This is a genomic window from Streptomyces canus, from assembly GCF_030816965.1.
GTDB classification, from domain to species: domain Bacteria; phylum Actinomycetota; class Actinomycetes; order Streptomycetales; family Streptomycetaceae; genus Streptomyces; species Streptomyces canus_E.
The window spans coordinates 6,279,076-6,296,302 of the sequence record NZ_JAUSYQ010000002.1 but is presented as its reverse complement, the minus strand read 5'-3'; the positions used below and the strand labels follow the sequence as shown (position 1 = coordinate 6,296,302).

The window sequence follows — 17,227 nt, the reverse complement described above, 5'->3', positions numbered from 1 at the left end:
CAACACACCTGCCTAGAACGATGTCTGGCGCAGTATCGCGGTTGATGTTCGGGGGGCAAACCGCTCAGACCATGACGTTCCTCCGCGCAGTCCGCATTGTCCCCAGCTTGGCCCACGGAGGATCATCATGAGTTTCGGCTCGCCCAACAACCCTTACGAGCAGCCGCAGAACCCCCAGAACCCCCAGCAGCAGCCCGGTTACGGCTACCCCCAGCAGCCGCCGCAGCAGCAGCCCGGTTACGGCTACCCGCAGCAGGCTCCCCAGGGCGTACCGCCGCAGCAGGGATACCCCCAGCAGCCGGGCTACGGCTACCCCCAGGCGCCGCAGGTCCCGGCCTCCGCCTACGGCTACCCGCAGCAGCCGGGCTACGGCGCGCAGCCCCCGTACGCGAACTGGGGCCAGCGCTTCCTCGGCACCCTGGTCGACATGCTCGTCTTCGTGGTCCCGTACGTCCTCGCCGGCATCGGCGCGGCCAACAAGATGCCGGTCCTGGCGATCGTCGGTTACCTCGTCGTCATCGGTCTCGCGATCTGGCTGCTGATCATGGAGGGCCGTACCGGCCAGACGCTCGGCAAGAAGGCGCTCGGCATCCGTCTGGTGCGGGAGAGCGACGGTCAGCCCCTCGGTGTCGGCATGGCCTTCGTGCGCCGTCTCGCGCACTTCCTGGACAGCCTCGCGTGCTACCTCGGCTGGCTGTGGCCGGCCTGGGACGCCAAGCGCCAGACCTTCGCCGACAAGGTCTGCTCGTCCATCGTCATCCGTACGAACTGAGCACCGCTTCACCACAATCGGCGGCGGATCGCCACGTCGCCTTCTCTCCATACTTTCCCCGGGGCCGTGTCACGTCGTGGCACGGCCCCGGGGCGTCACCCACCCTGGCTCGTAGACACGCGGGGACGGGGAGACGGACCGGACCGTGTACAGCATCATCGTGGTACCTCCGCCGACCACGGAGGACCGGACTACGCCACAGCAGCTGCGACTCGCCCCGGGCGAGCGGCTGACCTTCGGACGCGCCGCCGCCTGCGCGGTGCGCATCCCCCATGAGGGGGTGTCCCGAGGAGCCGGCGAGATCACCGCGCAGGGCGCGTTCTGGGCGCTGAGCCACCTGTCCGGACGCCAGACGTACGTCGTGGAGAACCCGGAGGGCGCGGGCGAGCACATCAAGGTCGGGCCGGGGCGCCTGGAGGCGCCGGTCCCCTTCGAGTTCTCGCGGATCGCGCTGCCGGCCGCGGGGCGACCTGATCGCCATCGCCGTGTGGGCGCCGCGCCACGACTGTCTGCGCCCCGACGGCGACATCGAGGGGACGACCACCGCGCCCGCCGACACCGTGCCCGAACCGCCCCTCCCGCCCGCCGAGTCCATCCCGGCGATGGCCCGTTACCGGCGGGACCTCCTACGGGACGGTGAACAAAGCGGGCGGGGTCCCCGAGAATTACCGCGGCTACGCGTCCCGGGTCGCACGCCACCTCAAGGAGTACACGCCGCCCGGCGCGAAGTGACCCTGAGACTTCTCAGGTACCCGCGCGGGGGACGGACCGGCAGGGGTGGGCGCATGCCGCTTCGGCGGCACCACCACCGACGTTCACCTGAGGGTATCGACGTGAACATCACCAAGCCCGCCGCGCTGCTGCTCGCGGCCGGGGCGATGCGCACCGGACGGCACCCGCATGACCGCCGCCGACGACGGCAACCGGGACTGGGCGGCTCCGGACGCCGGACCTCTCCACACCGGACGGCACGCGGGTGACCGGTGGCCACCACCACGACGGCACGCGCGTCACCGGTGTCCAGCCCGACGGCACCCGGGTCACCTGACCCGGCGCGGACCGCGCGGTCTCCGGCCCTTTCGGGGGAGGGCCGGAGACCGCGCTCACGTATGCGCGGGCCGCGTTCCCTCCGTATTCCGGCACTCCCCGGCACCGGGGCGCTAGCCTCTCCTCAGTCAACTGGCGTGACGTGAGAGCACGTTGAGGAAAGAAAAGGCAGGTCGGGGGGACCGTGACAGACATACCGGCGGCCGGTGACACCGCGCTGCGGCAGGCGGGCGCAGTTCCGCTGCTGCCCGCCGATCCCGGACGTATCGGACCCTACGTCCCGCTCGGGCTGCTCGGCAGCGGTGGCATGGGCCGGGTCTACCTGGCCCGGCGTGCCGACGACGCCCCGGGACTCGCCGCCGTGAAGGTGATCCGGCCCGAGTACGCCGAAGGCCCGGACTTCCGGCGGCGCTTCGAGCGGGAGGCCGCCGTGCACGGCCGGGTGCGCACACCGCGCGCACCGCATCTGCTGGGCACCGGATTCGACGACGCGCTGCTGTGGATGGCCACCGAGTACCTGCCCGGCCTCAACCTCGCCGAGGCCGTCCGCGAGTGCGGGCTGCTGGAGCCGGCCGGGGTGTGGCGGCTGGTCGCGGAACTCGGGGAGGCCCTGTCGGCGCTGGCCGCCGCCGGGGTCGTGCACCGGGACCTCAAGCCGTCCAACGTGATCCTGTCCCCCCGGGGCACGCACGTCATCGACTTCGGCATCTCCCGCGCGGCCGACAGCAGCGCGATCACCACGACCGGCAACCGGGTCGGCACGGCCGCGTACATGGCGCCCGAGTACCTGCGCGAGGGCCGCTGCGACGCCGCCTCCGACGTCTTCTCCCTCGGCTGCACCATCGTCTACGCCGCCACCGGGCACGCGCCCTTCGGCGACGGGACCGGCGTGGACGTCATGCACCGGGTCGCCTTCGAGGCACCCGACACCGAGGTCATGGCCGAACTCGCGCAGGCGGACCCCGCGTTGGCCGCGCTGCTGTCCGCCTGTCTCGCCAAGGACCCCGCCGGGCGTCCCGCCCCGCGGCAGCTGATCGACGCGGCCACGGCCGCCGGACACGGCCGCGCGTCCCACTGGCACGACCCACTGGCCGCCCGGCTCCTGGACCGGCAGCAGGGGTGTGCGGTGCTGGAGGGCGTGCCCGTCCGGCAGTCCCCCCACTTCCGCACGCCCACGGAGCCGGTGCTCTCACCGGTCCCCGCCCCGGTCACCGGGACCGGTGGGCGGCGCAGGCCCCTCTTGGCCGCCGTCGCGGGGATCGCCGTCGGAGCCGTGGCCGTCGGTGCCTTCCTGCTCACCCGCCCGGGCCTCGACTCCCCGGCCGCCGCCGCCCCGACGCGCTCCGGCAGCGTCAGCGCCTCCGCCGCACCGGCCTCTTCCGGGACCGGCGCCTCCGCCTCGCCCTCCGGCAAGGCCGCCGGCGAGAAGAAGAAGGACAAGAGCGAGGCGCAGACGGCCGCCCCCGAGGAGAGCAGCAGCGCACCGAACAGCACTCCGTCCGCGACGGCCACCCGGAACAGCGGCAGCACGGGCGGCGGAAACAGCACCGCCCCCACCCCCACCGCCACGGTGACCAAGACCGCGGCGCCCCCGGCCGCCCCCGCCTGGATCTCCGGCTGCACCTACTACTCCGGCACCGAACTGACCGACTACGGCGACAAGGGCCAGCGGGTCGTGCAGGTGCAGTGCATGCTCACCAAGCGCGGCTACAGCGTGGGCGGTTCGGGCGTGGACGGCGAGTTCGGCAAGGACACCCAGTCGGCGGTCAAGCAGTTCCAGAGCACCAAGGGACTGGAGGTGGACGGCCAGGTGGGGCCCAACACGTGGGCGGCGCTGCGCAGTTCGACGTAGATGTCGATCGCGGCGCCGCCCTGTGCGGTGATCCGTCAGTGGAAGAAGTGCCGCGTCCCCGTGAAGTACATCGTGACGCCCGCCTTCTTCGCGGCCTCGACGACGAGTTCGTCACGGACCGAGCCGCCCGGCTGGACGACCGCCTTCACACCGGCCTCCAGGAGGACCTCCAGGCCGTCCGGGAACGGGAAGAAGGCGTCCGAGGCCGCGTACGAGCCCTGCGCGCGTTCGGCGCCGGCCCGCTCGACGGCCAGCTTCGCGGAGTCGACCCGGTTGACCTGCCCCATGCCGACGCCGACCGACGCGCCGTCCTTGGCGAGGAGGATGGCGTTGGACTTGACGGCCCGGCAGGCCCGCCAGGCGAAGGCGAGCTCGCCGAGCTCGTCCGCGCTCAGGGCCTCGCCGGTCGCCAGGGTCCAGTTCGCCGGGTCGTCACCCTCGGCCTGGAGGCGGTCGGTGACCTGGAGGAGCGCGCCGCCGTCGATGGGCTTGACCTCGGCGGGGTGCGCGGGCGCGGCCGGGGCCTTCAGGACCCGGATGTTCTTCTTCTTGGCGAGGGCTTCGAGGGCGCCGTCCTCGTAGTCGGGCGCGACGATGACCTCGGTGAAGATCTCGGCGACCTGCTCCGCCATCTCCCGGCTCACCGGCCGGTTGACGGCGATGACGCCACCGAAGGCCGACAGCGGGTCACACGCGTGTGCCTTGCGGTGCGCCTCGGCGACGTCCGCGCCGATCGCGATGCCGCAGGGGTTGGCATGCTTGATGATCGCGACGGCCGGCTCGGTGTGGTCGTACGCGGCACGGCGGGCGGCGTCCGTGTCCGTGTAGTTGTTGTACGACATCTCCTTGCCGTGCAGCTGCTCGGCCTCGGCGAGGCCGACGCCCGTGCCGTCGACGTAGAGCGCGGCGGGCTGGTGCGGGTTCTCGCCGTAACGCAGGGTGCTGCGGCGCTCCAGGGTGGCGCCGAGGAAGTCGGGGAAGAGCGACTCGTCCACGGGGGCGTAGGAGCTGGCGAACCAGCTGGCCACCGCGATGTCGTACTCGGCGGTGTGCCGGAAGGCCTCGGCGGCGAGCCGCTTGCGGGTGGTGAGGTCGAAGCCACCGTCCTTGACCGCGGCGAGGACGTCGCCGTACCGCGCGGGGCTCGTGACGATCGCGACGGACGGGTGGTTCTTGGCGGCCGCGCGGACCATCGACGGGCCGCCGATGTCGATCTGCTCGACGCACTCGTCGGGGGTGGCACCGGAGGCGACGGTCTCGCGGAACGGGTAGAGGTTGCTGACGACCAGGTCGAACGGCTCGATGCCCAGCTCGGCCAGCTGCTGCCGGTGGTCCTCGAGCCGCAGGTCGGCGAGGATGCCGGCGTGCACGCGCGGGTGCAGGGTCTTGACGCGGCCGTCCAGGCACTCGGGGAAGCCGGTGAGCTCCTCGACCTTGGTGACGGGGACGCCGGCGGCGGCGATACGGCCCGCGGTGGACCCGGTGGAGACGAGTTCGACGCCGGCTTCGTGCAGCCCGCGGGCAAGCTCTTCGAGCCCGGTCTTGTCGTAGACGCTGACGAGCGCGCGACGGATGGCCCGCTTGCCGTTCTCGATGCTCTCGGCGGTCACTGGATAACTACCTTTCGTCCCTCAATGCGATAGCCGTTGCGGGCGAGCCGCCCCACGACCTCGACGAGCAGCCTTCGCTCGACTTCCTTGATGCGCTCGTGCAGAGCGCTCTCGTCGTCCTCGTCCCGGATCTCCACCACGCCCTGGGCGATGATCGGTCCGGTGTCGACGCCGTCGTCGACGAAGTGGACGGTGCAGCCGGTGACCCTGGCTCCGTACGCGAGCGCGTCGCGCACTCCGTGGGCCCCCGGAAAACTGGGCAGCAGCGCGGGGTGGGTGTTCACGAACCGCCCGCCGAAGCGCGCGAGGAACTCCTTCCCCACGATCTTCATGAACCCGGCGGACACCACGAGATCGGGTTCGTACGCGGAGACGGCCTCGGCGAGGGCGGCGTCCCACTCCTCGCGGGTCTCGAAGTCCTTGACCTTGCGGACGAAGGTGGGAATCCTGGCCCGCTCGGCCCGCGCGAGCCCCTCGATGTTGTCCCGGTCCGCCCCGACGGCCACGATCTCGGCACCGTAGGCCGCCGCGCCGGTCGTCTCGATGGCGTCCAGCAGCGCCTGTAGGTTCGTACCGGATCCGGAGACCAGCACGACCAGTCGCTGGACCGGCCTGGCCTGCTCGGCCACGGGCTTGGCGGCCACGGCGGGGGCCCTTTCTCGGGGGAGCGTTTGTACGGTCGTACGAATGCTTCGAGCCCCGGGATACGGGGAAGTCTACGAAGCGGCCGAACGTCAGCAACGATACCGGCACACCGGCAGGCCCCCCACGGGACGGGGGCGTGGCCGGAAGGTAGCGTCTGGGAGGGACCGGTCCGGGAACGCGGGTGGTGCGCGGTGCGTTCACCGGGTGAGGCTCGCGCCGACGGGCCCACCGAACCGTTCCGTCCACGCCGTGCCAGTCACATCCTTCAAGGGGAAGACGCTCACTTGATGTCGGACCGCAGCCTGCGACTCCTCACGCTCCCCCCGCAGTCGGTGCAGGGAGGGGAGCGCAGCGGCCTGCTGCTGCGGGAGCAGCCCGCCTCGCCGCCGGACGCTCCTTCCTCCGACAAGAAGAACGGCGAGGGGCGGGGCGGTGCGGCGAAGGACGACAACCCCTTCGCCCCGCCGCCGGAGGGCACCCCGGACCGCCCGTGGCAGCCGCGCCGCCCCGAGGGCTCGGACGACGGCCAAGGCGACGACACCCGAGGGCGCACGCCGTGGGGCAGTCAGTGGAGCGACCGCCAGCCGGGCCGCTCCGACGGCGGCTTCGGCGATCGCCCGGGCGCCCGGCCCGGCGGCGGCCCGGAAGGACAGGGCAACGCGGGTCCGGGCCCGCGCTGGGATCCGACGGACCCCGCCCAGCGCCGCGCCCGCTACGCCCTGCTCTCCGGCATGTGGGCCTTCTTCTTCGCCCTCTTCGGCTGGCTGTATCTGGCCCTGCTGCTCGGTGCCCTGGCCCTGTACTGGGGCATCAGCGCGTTGCGTGCCAAGCCCCGCACCCCGGACCCCGACACCCCCGTTCCGCCGCAGTCCGCCCGTCCCCAGACCACTGCGGCGGTGAGCGGCCTGGTCACCGCCTCCCTGGCCATCGCGCTGGTGGCGGGGGTCTTCACCGCGCGGCTCGTCTACGACGACTACTACACCTGCACGAACGACGCCCTCACCAACCAGGCGGAGCAGTCGTGCACGGACCTGCTCCCGAAGGAACTCCGGGGCCTACTGGGCGAGAGCAGCTGACGCGTCAGTCGGTGGGCGGGGGCTTCTCCGTGGATTCCTCGGGCGGCGTGGACGCCTCCTTCAGGACCGCCCAGCGGGACTCGCGCGACGTGTCGTCGTACCAGGGCGTCGGCGAAGGCACCGGCTCCGTCTGAGGCGCGGCGGGCAGGAAGTCGTACGGCTCGTAGGTGTCGTCCCGGTCGTGGCGGGCGTAGGCGCCGTTCCGGTCATGGCGGGCATAGGTGCCGTCCCGGTCATGGGGGTCGTCCCGCGGACCACTCGCCTCCACCGAGCCGGACCCGGGAGCGGTCGCAGGGGCGGTTGCAGGAGCGGTCGCAGGGGCGACGCCAACGTCGGTCCCGGGGGCCGTCCCAGGGGCGGTCCCGGCCCCGCCCGGCGCCTTGCGTCGCGCGAGCCTGGGCGCCGGCACCCACTGCCGCGGCCCGCCTCGCGAGCGGCCCCGCCAGGCCCGTACCGCCAAAGCCACCGGAAGCCCCACCCCCGCGATCCAGCCCCCCACCGCGCCACCCACCTGCCACCACACCGGCCCCAACCGGGCCAGCGTCCCCACCCCCAGCGGCCCGCCGGCCAGCACGGCCAGCACGGCGACCGTCCCGGCGCACAGCACCGCCGCCCAGCACACCGCACCCGCCGTCCGCCCCCGCGACCACCCCGCGGCCGGGGCCCGCCCCACGAACCACCCCACCACCGCCCCGGCCACCACCGGTACCGCCCCCGCCGCCCAGTGCGCCGGCCCCCCGAGCCCCGCCTCCGGCACCGCGGCCAGCAGCGGGAACGGCGGCAGCAGCGGCGCGGGATCCGACGACAGCGGCCCCACCACATGACCCGCGCCAAGGAGGAACCCGGGTCCGACGGCGTACCCCACCGCCCACACGGCGGCATTCGGCACCAGCGCCAGACACAGCAGGAGAACGGCGAACCGTCCCGACCAGCCCTCCGTCAGGTGCAGAAAGGAGCCGCGCGTCGCCGCGCCGTGCGCCACCAGCGACACCCCCAGCAGCACCGCCCCGCCCCCGACGAGCACGGAGATCCCGGCCCCCGCGGCTCGCGCCGCCACGGAGAGCCGGGCCCGGGCGTCCGCCCCGAGGACAAGCCGCCGCATCCCCGGGGGCAACACGTCCACGGCGTCGCAGGGGCGGCCGTACGCCGTCCACACCCCCACACCGGCCGCGCCCATGACGAGGACCGGCAGGCACACGCAGGTCCACACCCAGGAGGGCCGCAGTGCCCCGCCGGACGCGTAGAGTGCGGCGGCCGCGGCGACCGGGAGGTACCCGAGCACGATCCCCGCCCACGCGGTCCGCCCGGAGGCCGCCGGCGACTCCTCGTCCTCCGAGGCCGCGTCCCGCGCCGCCCGGTGCACCAGCCACAACGGCAGCGCGGGCAGCAGCAACGGGGTGACGCCCACGGGCGCCGGAACTCCGGTGAGCGTGTCCGTCCGGACCAGCTCGACCCCGTGCGCGAGCAGCCACAGTGCCGCGGCCACGTGCAGCGCGCCACCGGGACCGCTGTCGGGATACGGCGAGCTGATCCACAGCATGATCACGAGCACGGCGAACGAACCGAGCCCCAGTCCGGCGGCCACCGCCCCACCCAGGAGGCCGGCGGCCAAACCGGGCGTTCGGTCACGCAAGCGGGCGAGCAGGGGCGGCAACGAGGTTCGGCGAGCGGTCATCTGGATCACGACCGCCATGCTCCCAACGACACGCGCTTTCCCGTCGTAACAGGCGAACCTCCGATGTGTCGCTCAATATACATCTATGTACTTTTTCGTACGAAGGGGCGCCTTGTGACGGTTCCTCAGCAGGAGCACGAGGAGCTCCCTGCCACCCCCCTGACGCCCGCTCAGGCCTTCGACGCGCTGTACGCGTTCTGCGCCCCCGCGCTCGTCCGGCAGGCTTACCTGCTCACCGGCCGAGGTGAGCTCGCCCGCGAGTCGGTCGAGCGGGCCTTCCAACTCGCCTGGCAGCGCTGGCCCGAGGTGGCGGTGGACCGGGACCCGGCGGGCTGGGTACGGATCATGACGTACGAGTACGCCCTCTCTCCCTGGCACCGCTTCCGCCCCCGCCACCGCAGCCCCGAGGAACCCGTCGCCGACCCGTCCGACCGCGCGCTGATGGCCGTACTCATGGAACTCCCGCCGTCACAGCGGCGCACCCTCCTGCTGTACGACGGCGTAGGCCTCGATCTTCCGGAGACGGCGGCGGAGACGGAGGCGAGCACCCCGGCGACGGCGAACCGGCTGATGAACGCGCGCGCGGCGATCGCGGCACGGCTTCCCCACCTGGCCGACCCGTCCGACCTGCACGACTGCCTGGTCTCGCTGGCCTCCAGGGAGCGGTTGCGTGCCGCGCAGCCGCCTGCGGTGCGGACCGGGAGTGAGCGCCGGGCACGCTTCTGGACCAGGGCCGCGATCGCGTTCACGGTCGCGCTGATCGGCACGACGGCGCTCACGGTGCGGACGGCTCCGACGCATTACGAGCCGCCGATCGCGCCGGGAGCGGAAGTGCAGGGGGTGCCGGCGAGGGTGGCGCAGGGCGCGCTGTCGGAGGCGGAGGCGGAACTGCGGGAGAAGCTGCGGGAGGAGACGGCGGGCGGTCCGGAGAGGCTGGTACCGGTCGGTCGTTGACCGCACTCACTCAAGGACGCGGGGCTGTGACATCAGCGGCTCGGCCGCGAGACGCGCCGATGGGCCCGCTCCAACCCACGGAGCGAGCCCATCAAACGTGCAGCTGAAGACCTGTTCAGCCGGCCAGGATCTCCCGCGCCAGCTTCGCCGTCTCGGTGGGCGTCTTGCCGACCTTGACGCCGGCGGCCTCGAGGGCCTCCTTCTTCGCGGCGGCCGTGCCGGAGGAACCGGAGACGATGGCACCGGCGTGGCCCATGGTCTTGCCCTCGGGCGCGGTGAAGCCCGCGACGTAGCCGACGACCGGCTTCTTCACGTTCTCCGCGATGAACGCGGCCGCACGCTCCTCGGCGTCGCCGCCGATCTCACCGATCATCACGATCAGGTCGGTGTCGGGGTCGGCCTCGAACGCGGCGAGCGCGTCGATGTGCGTCGTCCCGATGATCGGGTCGCCACCGATGCCGACGGCGGACGAGAAGCCGATGTCACGCAGCTCGTACATCATCTGGTACGTCAGCGTGCCGGACTTCGAGACCAGGCCGATGCGGCCCGGCTTGGTGATGTCGCCCGGGATGATGCCGGCGTTGGACTGGCCCGGGGTGATGAGACCGGGGCAGTTCGGGCCGATGATCCGGGTCTTGTTGCCCTGCGACACGGCGTACGCGTAGAACGCGGCCGAGTCGTGGACCGCGATGCCCTCGGTGATGACGACCGCGAGCGGGATCTCGGCGTCGATCGCCTCGACCACGGCGGCCTTCGCGAAGGCCGGCGGCACGAAGAGGACGGACACGTTGGCGCCCGTCTTCTCGATCGCCTCGGCGACCGTGCCGAAGACCGGGATCTCGTTGCCGTCGATGTCGACGGACGTGCCCGCCTTGCGCGGGTTCACGCCACCGACGATGTTCGTGCCGTCGGCCAGCATGAGCTTGGTGTGCTTCATGCCCGTGGCACCGGTCATGCCCTGGACGATGACCTTGCTGTCCTTGTTGAGGAAGATAGCCATGGCTGTATCTGTCCCTCTTCCTTACTTCGCAGCCGCGAGCTCGGCGGCCTTGTCGGCCGCGCCGTCCATGGTGTCCACGCGCTGCACCAGCGGGTGGTTGGCGTCGGAGAGGATCTTGCGACCCAGCTCGGCGTTGTTGCCGTCGAGGCGGACGACGAGGGGCTTGGTGACTTCCTCGCCCTTGTCCGCGAGCAGCTGCAGCGCCTGCACGATGCCGTTGGCGACCTCGTCGCATGCGGTGATGCCGCCGAAGACGTTGACGAAGACCGACTTGACGTCGGGGTCGCCCAGGATGATCTCCAGGCCGTTCGCCATCACGGCCGCGGACGCGCCGCCGCCGATGTCGAGGAAGTTGGCGGGCTTGACGCCGCCGTGCGCCTCACCGGCGTACGCGACGACGTCCAGGGTGCTCATGACGAGACCCGCGCCGTTGCCGATGATGCCGACCTCGCCGTCGAGCTTGACGTAGTTGAGGTTCTTCTCCTTGGCGGCGGCCTCGAGCGGGTTGGCCGCGTCCTTGTCCTGGAGGGCCTCGTGGCCCGGCTGACGGAACTCGGCGTTCTCGTCGAGAGAGACCTTGCCGTCCAGGGCGAGGACGTCACCGGAGGCGACCTTGGCCAGAGGGTTGACCTCGACGAGGAGGGCGTCCTCCTCGATGAAGGTCTTCCACAGGGTGACCAGGACGTTCTCGACCTTGTCGGCGACCTCGGCCGGGAAGTTCGCGGCCTGGACGATCTGGCGGGCGACCTCGGGGGTCACACCCACGTTGGCGTCGATCGGCGTCTTGGCGACGGCCTCGGGGCGGGTCTCCGCCACCTCCTCGATCTCCATGCCGCCCTCGACGGACGCGATGGAGAGGAAGGTGCGGTTGGCACGGTCGAGGAGGAAGGAGACGTAGTACTCCTCCACGATCTCCGGAGCCGTCTCGGCGATCATCACCTTGTGGACCGTGTGGCCCTTGATGTCCATGCCGAGGATGTTGGTCGCATGCTCGACCGCCTCGTCGGCGGAGGCGGCGAGCTTGACGCCACCGGCCTTGCCACGGCCGCCGACCTTCACCTGGGCCTTGACGACGGACTTGCCACCGAGGCGCTCGGTGGCTGCGCGGGCCGCCTCAGGCGTGTCGATGACTTCACCGGCCAGCACCGGTACATCGTGCTTGGCGAAGAGGTCCCTCGCCTGGTACTCGAACAGGTCCACGCGCTTCCGTCCCTATCAGTGATCTCGCGGTTCGTTGTCTGCGTGGGCGTGCCGCGAGGGCAACGTGACGTCCGACCGTGTCTGTCACAAGGGAGGCGCACACGGTGTCCGAGCGCGCGGCATGTCCGTCTCGCAGGTTATCGCTGCTTGCGGGAGGCCCCTAAATCGAGGGTCACACCTGAGCGGTGATACCTGTCACATGATGCCGCGCTCACTGGCACGGCGTGCCGCGTGTGAGGGCACCGGGACGCTTCCACGAGGCATGGGGAAGGGCCTCACCGGGGTGGGGTCGACCCGGTGAGGCCCCTTGTGCAGCCCCTTCTTCGAGGGGCCCGGGCGGTCGATCCCCACCCCAATGGGGACCGCTTCGCCCCGTCCGTGAGGTTCCGGCAGGACAGACCGACGGCTTTCGGCCGTCCGGGACCCGTCACCTCACGGAGTCGTTCGGCGGGGGACGGTCAGACGCGGTACCGCATCTCCTGCGCCTCACCCGGGGTGAGGGACTCGGCCACGCCCTGGACGCCGGTGACGGCGTGCCCGGCGAGCGGTCCGGCGGTGTCCTGCACGGTTCCGGTCAGATCCCCGGCGAAGGGGCCGACCTGCCCGACGACGGGAGCGGCCTCGCCGACGACGCCGTACGCGAAGGGCGTGACGTCGCCCGCGACGCCGTACGCCAGCGTCGTGGCACTGTCGGCGACCGGCTCGACCGTCCGGGTCACGGTGTCGACGACCGGCTGGACCGCCCCGGTGACACCGTGCGCGAAGGCCGGGACCTCACCCGTGACGCCGTACGCCAGGTCCGTGGTGTGTCCGGCGACGCCGTACGCGAGCGGCGCGACGTCGCCGACGACTCCGGTCGCGAAGGGGTGGACGTCCCGCGTCACGCCGTACGCCAGGGTGGTCGCGTCCGCGACGGCCTGCCCGGCGACGGGCACCACGCCGTGCACCGCGGTGTTCACGACCGGGGGCAGCACGGCGTCGGTGGTGTCCTGGGTGACCTGCCCGACGAGGCCGGTGGCGTAGGGCGGCACGTCGGCGACGACTCCGTCGACGACCGGGAGCACGCCGGCGACCGTGCCGGTGGCGTACGCGGCCACGCCGTGCTGGATCCCCCCGACTCCGGCGACCGCGCCGCCGACGACGGGCCGCACGCCCTGGACGGTGCCGCCCGCGACCGGGGACACGTCCCCGACGACTCCGTACGCCAGCGCGGTCGCGGCACCCACGGCGTGCCCGGCGGTCTGCGCGACCCCGCCCACAGCCCCTTCGGCGACGGGCGTCACGCCTCCCACCGCGCCGGTGGCGACCGGGGTCACCCCGGCCACGGTCCACCCGACGGCGGGCCCCACCCCTTCGGCGACCGGCACGACACCGTCCCCCGCCTGCGCGGCGACCGGCACCACACCGTCCACGGCGGCGGTCACGACGGGCGGCACGACCGAGGCGACCGACCGGTCGACGACGGGGGTGACGGTCCCGGGGACGCCCGCGACGGTGCCGAAGACCTGCTGCTGTACGGCGCCGACCGTGCCGACGGCCTGCCGACGGACGCCGTCCACCGTGCCGGTGATGTGGCTCGGGACGGAGGAGACCGTGGCCTCGGCGGTGTCGGTGACGGCGGTGGCCTCGGCCCCGGCTGCGGCGGAGACGCCGGCGATCCGGCCCTGCGCCCCGGCGAGCGTGGCGTGCGCGGCGCCGGTCGCGCCCGCGACGGTGTGCTGCTTGGTCGTCCGTACGACGCCGTCGACGCCCTGCGCCTGAGAACGCGCCGCCGACTGGACGCCCTGGAGCTTCGTCTGGGCGCCGGCCAGGGCCCGCTCCACCTCGGGGGCGAAGGCCGAGAGGGGGCCGAAGAGGTAGTCGACGTCGTGCCGGGGGGCGGTGGGTGTGCTCGGCGCGGTGGGCGCGGCGACGTCGGAGGCCTTGACGGCGGCGGCCTGCGCGGCGTTGGCCTTCGCCTCGGCCTGCGCGACCCGGGCCGCCTTCGCGCCCTGGATGGCCGCGGCGCCCTTCACCTTGGACGCCTTGGACTCGGCTGCCTGGGACACCTGCGGGACCGTGACCTTCGTGTCTGCGTGGCGGCTGGCCTGCTCGGTGGTGTCGGCGGTCGCCTTCCGCGCGGTGCCGGTGGTGTCGGCGACGGTGGTGGTGACGTCGGAGACGACGCCGTCGACCGTGCCGTCGAGGGTGTCGGTGACCGTGGCGAGGGTGTCGCCGACGGTGGTCTTCGTGTCGGACGCGGTGTCGGACGCCGTGTCCGTCGCCGTGTCCGTCGCGGAGAGGGAGGTGGCCGGGAGCTCGTCCGCGCTGGCCACGGCGGAACCGAGTGCCCACGCACCGGTGACACCGGCGGCTATGACGATGGAACGGCGGATGTTCTTGTTCATGAGTGCGTCAGATCCCTGGATCTTGGGGGCCTGGAGAGGCATGGGGACATCCGGAGCCATGAGGCTCCAGGGGGGATCCGTCCGGAGATCTAAGGAGATCTGGGGGGTTTCCGAACGGCTGGGGCAGACCTGTTCCGCCCCCGCGCGGCAGGTCAGCGGCGGGGGAAGGCCTGCCCTAGCCAGGGAAGACGGGGATGTCCCGGTGCCTGTCCCGGGTCCCGGCCGCGTCGACGCTCGCGGCAGCACCGGGCACGAGCCGCTGCGGCGCCCGGTCGTCGAGGGTGACGGCCTGCGCGTCGCCGTGCCGCGACGAGCCGTTGTCCACTGCCGACTTGCCGCCCAGGGCCCCGCCCTGGTTGTCGGAGGGCGCCTGGTGCGCGGGCGCGTGGGCGGTGGAGGTGGTGGTGCGGTGGCCGGAGGAGTGCACGGCGGCCTCGGTCACGGTGCCGTGACCGGCGAACCGCGGCCCGTAGACGCCGCCGTCGCCCGCGGAGCCCTCGTCGTCGGCCGGCCTCGTCACCGCGTGATCACCCGGCTGGGGCTGCGGCGCCGAGGTGACCGGCGCGGGCACGGGCAGGGTCCTGCCCGGGATCCCGGGCAGGACCGGCACCGTCGGGACACCCGGCACCGTGGGCAGGGTCGGCCACGACGGGGACTCCGGGAACGCCGGCAGCGTCGGCCACCCCGGCAGCGTGGACCCCGCCGGTATCCCGACCGTCCCGGTCAACCCCGTGGTCACCGTCTCGACCAGATCACCGACCGGCCGCACGACACCGTTGCCCACGGCCCCGACGACGTCCTCGGTCACCGGGTGGAGAACCTTGTCGTCGGCCGGGCGGGTGAGGGCGTCGGTGAGGGCGTCGGTGAGCGAGCCGCCGTTCTTGCCGGGTTCGGCGGGAGCGTCGGCGCCGGGCTTGGGGGCAACGGGCTGGGGAGAACTGCCCTTTGCCGTGTCCGTGAATGCGGGTGTGACGGTGTCCTTGGGTGTGACGGTGTCCTTGGGCGTGGCGGTGGCCGTCGGTGTGGCCGTGTGCTTGGCCATCGGCTCTGCCGGCGGTTGCACCAGCTGACCTGCCGCCTTCCCCGGCAACGCCCCGGTGCCGTCGGCCGCATGTGCCTGCGCCCCGCAGAGGAAACCGAGCACGAACAACCCGCCCACCAGCAGCCCCACTTGCAGCGCACGCCGCACGACCGCCGCGCGCAGCACGCGCACCGCGGTACCGGGACGGGCTGCTGACCAGGTCAAGAGGGGGCGGGTCCTTCCTGCGACGGAACGAAGCGAAACGGAATGGGACGGACCAGAGGCGAAAGGGACACGGTGGGGAAGGGTGAAGACAATGGAGAAGCCGATCCTTGCACGGGGTGGCCGAGGTCGCGCAAGTCCCCTGTTACCGATGCGTAGTCATGTCCGTTTTGCTGGGCGAAGTCACAGGTCACCCGGTCGACAAATCACCAACGGGCGGCCCGGGTTCACACCGGGTCGGGTATCGGAAGCGGCCGCTTCTCGATGGCCGCCGCCATCACCTCCGGGAACAGGTCGGGAGTGCAGGCGAAGGCCGGTGCGCCCAGCGCGGCGAGCGCGGCAGCGTGCTCCCGGTCGTAGGCGGGCGCCCCCTCGTCCGACAGCGCGAGCAACGTCACGAACTGCACCCCGGACGCCTTCATCGCCGCGACCCGCTTGAGCATCTCGTTGCGTATGCCGCCCTCGTAGAGGTCGCTGATCAGGACCATCACCGTCTCCGCGGGCCGGGTGATCTGCGACTGGCAGTACGCCAGCGCCCGGTTGATGTCCGTGCCACCGCCGAGCTGGGTACCGAACAGCACGTCCACCGGGTCGTCGAGCTGGTCGGTGAGGTCGACGACCGCGGTGTCGAAGACGACGAGCCGCGTGTCGATCGACCGCATGGAGGCCAGTACCGCCCCGAACACGGACGCGTAGACGACGGACGCCGCCATCGACCCCGACTGGTCGATGCAGAGGACGACCTCCTTCTTCACCGACCGGGAGGCCCGGCCGTATCCGATCAGCCGCTCCGGCACGATCGTCCGGTACTCGGGGAGGTAGTGCTTGAGGTTGGCCGAGATCGTGCGGTTCCAGTCGATGTCGTGGTGGCGCGGCCGGCTGATCCGGGCGCTGCGGTCGAGGGCACCGGTGAGCGTGGCGCGGGTGCGAGTGGCGAGCCGCTCCTCCAGGTCCTCGACGACCTTGCGCACGACGGCCCGTGCCGTCTCCTTCGTCGTCTCCGACATCGCCTTGTTGAGCGACAGCAGCGTGCCGACCAGGTGCACGTCGGCCTCCACCGCTTCCAGCATCTCCGGCTCGAGGAGCAGGGTGGACAACCCGAGCCGATCGATGGCGTCCCGCTGCATGACCTGGACGACGGAGGAGGGGAAGTACGTCCGGATGTCCCCGAGCCACCGCGCCACGGACGGCGCCGAGGCCCCGAGCCCCGCCGAACGGTCCTTCCCCGCCTGCCCCTTCCCGTCGCCCCTGCCGTAGAGCGCGGTCAACGCCCCGTCCATCGCGGCATCCTGCCCACTGAGCACGCACCCGGTCCCATCGGCCGCCTCCCCACCCAGCACAAGCCGCCAACGCCGCAACCGCTCGTCGGTGGGGGCTGTGGAGGAAGAAGCAAGGGCGGTAGAGGTGGACGGGGAAGAGGCGGAGACGCCAGGAGCGGGTGCGGGGGCGGGGGCAGTGAAGGAGGAGGCTGTGAGGGCGTCAACCGGAACCAGCGCCGGGGCCGGGGCCGCACCTTTCGCAGCATCCCTCGCCTGGTCGTCGGTCGCATGCCGCACGGGATGCGTCGGTGGCTTCGCGGTCGGGGCCGACGCCGGGCCCTTGGTCGGATGCCGCGCTGGATTCATCCGCGGACGCGGGCTCCTGGCCGGATCCGTCGTCTCCGGCGTCGTCAGGTCGTTCGGCTCGGTCGTCATCCCCGTGCTCCCCTCCGGAACCGGTCCCAGAGCGGGACCACCGCCACGCTCGTCACCGGGCCGTGCTTCGCC

At 72.4% G+C, this 17,227-nt stretch carries 13 protein-coding genes and 1 pseudogene; 6 read left to right on the top strand and 8 right to left on the bottom strand.

Annotated elements, in window-relative coordinates:
• Positions 1–127 precede the first annotated feature (127 nt).
• The 4 genes and pseudogenes from QF027_RS30015 (at position 128) to QF027_RS30000 (ending at position 3,671) form a co-directional block, all read left to right on the top strand.
• Positions 128–772: an RDD family protein gene (locus tag QF027_RS30015; protein WP_306977309.1), complete on the top strand. Its 645-nt coding sequence runs from the start codon at positions 128–130 to the stop codon at positions 770–772.
• Between the two features lie 145 nt (positions 773–917).
• A pseudogene (locus QF027_RS30010) lies at positions 918–1,335 on the top strand (FHA domain-containing protein); the annotation flags it as partial.
• A 270-nt stretch (positions 1,336–1,605) separates the two neighbouring features.
• On the top strand, positions 1,606–1,752 hold the full coding sequence (locus tag QF027_RS30005; RefSeq protein WP_306986862.1) for a hypothetical protein: 147 nt from the start codon (positions 1,606–1,608) through the stop codon (positions 1,750–1,752).
• A 251-nt stretch (positions 1,753–2,003) separates the two neighbouring features.
• Entirely contained in the window at positions 2,004–3,671 is a 1,668-nt protein-coding gene (locus tag QF027_RS30000) for a serine/threonine-protein kinase (protein ID WP_307078186.1), read from the top strand.
• 35 nt (positions 3,672–3,706) lie between these two features.
• Here the strand turns inward: QF027_RS30000 and purH are convergent, their stop codons facing one another.
• Positions 3,707–5,281, bottom strand: coding sequence for a bifunctional phosphoribosylaminoimidazolecarboxamide formyltransferase/IMP cyclohydrolase (purH, locus tag QF027_RS29995; protein WP_306977314.1), 1,575 nt, complete (start codon positions 5,279–5,281; stop codon positions 3,707–3,709).
• The gene (purN, locus tag QF027_RS29990) at positions 5,278–5,925 is read right to left on the bottom strand and encodes a phosphoribosylglycinamide formyltransferase (RefSeq protein WP_306977317.1); all 648 of its coding nucleotides are present in this window, start codon (positions 5,923–5,925) and stop codon (positions 5,278–5,280) included. Before purN ends, purH begins: the two co-directional genes overlap by 4 nt.
• A gap of 288 nt (positions 5,926–6,213) precedes the next feature.
• Between purN and QF027_RS29985 the strand changes: the two genes are divergently transcribed.
• Positions 6,214–7,002 carry a hypothetical protein gene (locus QF027_RS29985; protein WP_307078184.1) on the top strand — a complete coding sequence of 263 codons (789 nt, stop codon included), beginning with the start codon at positions 6,214–6,216 and terminating at the stop codon, positions 7,000–7,002.
• Between the two features lie 4 nt (positions 7,003–7,006).
• Here the strand turns inward: QF027_RS29985 and QF027_RS29980 are convergent, their stop codons facing one another.
• Positions 7,007–8,695 (bottom strand): cell division protein PerM, encoded by a 1,689-nt coding sequence (locus tag QF027_RS29980; RefSeq protein WP_307078182.1) that lies wholly within the window; start codon positions 8,693–8,695, stop codon positions 7,007–7,009.
• Between the two features lie 45 nt (positions 8,696–8,740).
• Here QF027_RS29980 and QF027_RS29975 point away from each other — a divergent pair, with 45 nt between their 5' ends.
• On the top strand, positions 8,741–9,631 hold the full coding sequence (locus QF027_RS29975) for a sigma factor-like helix-turn-helix DNA-binding protein (protein WP_307078180.1): 891 nt from the start codon (positions 8,741–8,743) through the stop codon (positions 9,629–9,631).
• A 115-nt stretch (positions 9,632–9,746) separates the two neighbouring features.
• On the opposite strand, the gene sucD is transcribed toward QF027_RS29975, so the two are convergent.
• The 5 genes from sucD to QF027_RS29950 form a co-directional block, all read right to left on the bottom strand.
• Positions 9,747–10,631, bottom strand: coding sequence for a succinate--CoA ligase subunit alpha (gene sucD / locus QF027_RS29970; protein WP_046261564.1), 885 nt, complete (start codon positions 10,629–10,631; stop codon positions 9,747–9,749).
• A 21-nt stretch (positions 10,632–10,652) separates the two neighbouring features.
• Complete coding sequence (gene sucC / locus QF027_RS29965; RefSeq protein WP_057607820.1) at positions 10,653–11,831, bottom strand: ADP-forming succinate--CoA ligase subunit beta; 1,179 nt, start codon at positions 11,829–11,831, stop codon at positions 10,653–10,655.
• 458 nt (positions 11,832–12,289) lie between these two features.
• Positions 12,290–14,218: a hypothetical protein gene (locus tag QF027_RS29960; RefSeq protein ID WP_307078178.1), complete on the bottom strand. Its 1,929-nt coding sequence runs from the start codon at positions 14,216–14,218 to the stop codon at positions 12,290–12,292.
• Positions 14,219–14,393: 175 nt separating this feature from the next.
• Positions 14,394–15,464 (bottom strand): hypothetical protein, encoded by a 1,071-nt coding sequence (locus QF027_RS29955; protein WP_307078176.1) that lies wholly within the window; start codon positions 15,462–15,464, stop codon positions 14,394–14,396.
• Between the two features lie 224 nt (positions 15,465–15,688).
• Positions 15,689–16,819 carry a VWA domain-containing protein gene (locus QF027_RS29950; RefSeq protein ID WP_307078174.1) on the bottom strand — a complete coding sequence of 377 codons (1,131 nt, stop codon included), beginning with the start codon at positions 16,817–16,819 and terminating at the stop codon, positions 15,689–15,691.
• Positions 16,820–17,227: the final 408 nt, after the last annotated feature.

Bases quoted from the DNA above. Each gene is read 5' to 3' on its own strand.
- QF027_RS30015 (WP_306977309.1), top strand. From the start codon at position 128: ATGAGTTTCGGCTCGCCCAACAACCCTTACGAGCAGCCGCAGAACCCC.
- QF027_RS29985 (WP_307078184.1), top strand. From the start codon at position 6,214: ATGTCGGACCGCAGCCTGCGACTCCTCACGCTCCCCCCGCAGTCGGTG.
- QF027_RS29980 (WP_307078182.1), bottom strand. From the start codon at position 8,695: ATGGCGGTCGTGATCCAGATGACCGCTCGCCGAACCTCGTTGCCGCCC.
- QF027_RS29975 (WP_307078180.1), top strand. From the start codon at position 8,741: ATGTGTCGCTCAATATACATCTATGTACTTTTTCGTACGAAGGGGCGC.
- sucD (WP_046261564.1), bottom strand. From the start codon at position 10,631: ATGGCTATCTTCCTCAACAAGGACAGCAAGGTCATCGTCCAGGGCATG.
- QF027_RS29960 (WP_307078178.1), bottom strand. From the start codon at position 14,218: ATGAACAAGAACATCCGCCGTTCCATCGTCATAGCCGCCGGTGTCACC.